Origin of the sequence: Methylobacterium sp. WL64, assembly GCF_008039945.1 — a bacterium.
Lineage (GTDB): Bacteria > Pseudomonadota > Alphaproteobacteria > Rhizobiales > Beijerinckiaceae > Methylobacterium.
In genome coordinates this window covers 1-1,873 of record NZ_VRVA01000266.1, presented here as the reverse complement: position 1 = coordinate 1,873, position 1,873 = coordinate 1, and the positions used below count along the sequence as shown (strand labels likewise).

Sequence of the window (1,873 nt, the reverse complement as noted above, 5' to 3'; positions counted from 1 at the left end):
AGATGGGCCCACGTGAGTGGGTCATGGCCAAGGCGCAGTTCGCCGTCATCTTCGGCGAGCGCTTCACCCGGGCCATGGCGGCCTGATGTTCAACCCGCCGCTCACACACGGAATTTCCGATAGTCCCTGATCGCGGCCTGAACTGCGGATCGGTCCTGACCGATGCCGCGCGCGAAGGAGGCGACGAGACTCGCCTCGGCCCGCCTGAGCCATCCTTCGAGCCGGCCGGGTTCGTTTCCTCGCACCATCGTCTGGAAGACGCTGACTACCTCGCGTGCCTCGACCAGCTCCGGCACCCCTTCCTGGACCGCGGCCACGGTCAGCGTCTCCGCCCTGGTCAACCGGTCGCGACCCGTCGTCAGCAGACGTGCCAATGTTCGCGCCGACGGCACACGCTGAAGCCGCTCGATGTTGGCCTGCTCTGCGCGCCGGCGGCGCGTCGCCCATTCCCCAACCACGCGGAGCGATCCTCGGACGCCCTGCGCCTTCGCCATTCGCCAGAGTTCGGTGGCGTTGCGGCTGCCTGCGTCCCACTGGGCGTCGAGCCAGGGCATATAGGCGTCGAGCGAGCTCTGGCGGACCCGGAAGACGTCCGTGCGCTCGCCGCGCAGGACTGCACGCACCATCTTGCGACTGTGGCCCAGGCGCTGGCCGATCCGGCGAATCGGAACGCCTGCTTCCGCGAGCGCGCGGATGGCCGCGTCCGCCTCTTCCCTCCGCAGGTAACCCTCGTACTGGATACGCTCAGCCGCAGTGAGGAGCGCCGGATCAAGGGTGGCCGCGCCGACGACCTCGCGAACCTGACGCATCGACCTGCGCACGGCGTCGAGGAAGCCGCGGCTGGCGTTCTCCATGAGGTGCCAGCGGTCGGCGACCTGGATAGCCTGCGGCAAGGCGCGGGCGATGGCCTCACCATATCCACCGCCACGGTCGCGGGCGATGATCTGGATCGAGGTGTTCTGCTTCAGCCAGGTCTGCGCGGTCGCCTGCTCGCGATCCAGTAGGAGCGCCACGATGCGGCGGCGTTCGAGATCGCAGACCAGGGTGCCGTAGCGGTGGTTGCGTCGCCAGGCGAAGTCGTCGATGCCGATGACGTCGAGCGGATCGGACCGTGTGGCCGCCCGACGGCGGATGACGCGCAGGAGCGTGTCGCGACTGACCGGCAGCATGAGGCGCTGGGCGAGACCCGCACCGGGCCGACCACCGAGGGCGAGACCAAGGTGATGGACGATCTGCTCCAGCCGCGAGGTGCGTGGCGCGAAGGCGGGCAGGAACTCGTCGGGAAAGCGCTCGGCGAAGATCGTCCGCTCGCAGGCCGCCGCATCGCACCGGAAGCGTCGTACAACGACCTGGAGCTCGACGCGCCGGCCACCGAGCGGCAGGTCGGCGGCCCGACGTCGGTAGCGGCTTTGAATGCGACGCGAAGGGGTCCGGCAGTTTGGGCAGGCCGTCATCACGGCTCCCGACCTCATGACCAGACCGATGCGGTCAGTGCCGACGTCGAGATGATCGACGATGAATCCAGTGGGTACGAGGCTCGATGACCGGAAGTGAGGGCGCATGCTGCGGCTCCAACATGGATATCCGCAACCTCAACGCCGCCAGCATCAGCGAGAGTGAGTCAGAGCCCCAATTGCACGCCGATCCGGGGTCCCGTTCCAGGTTCTTCCGCACTTTTGGTGCTGAAGGTTTGGCATCCGATCAAGCTTTGCCGATCCCGGCTCATGCAGGATGCAGGACGCGTTGGCGCAGGAGATCGAAACCGGCGCGACCGTACATGCTCCGCTTGATCAGCTTGAGGCGGTTGACCTGCCCCTCGACGGGGCCGTTGCTCCAGGGCTCGACGATGGCGGCGCGCACGGCTGGCTCGTCC

Annotated in this window: 1 pseudogene; it reads right to left on the bottom strand. The window is 67.8% G+C overall.

What is annotated here, in order from left to right:
• Window positions 1–128: 128 nt before the first annotated feature.
• A pseudogene (locus tag FV242_RS33730) lies at window positions 129–1,562 on the bottom strand (ISL3 family transposase); the annotation flags it as partial.
• Between the last annotated feature and the right edge of the window lie 311 nt (window positions 1,563–1,873).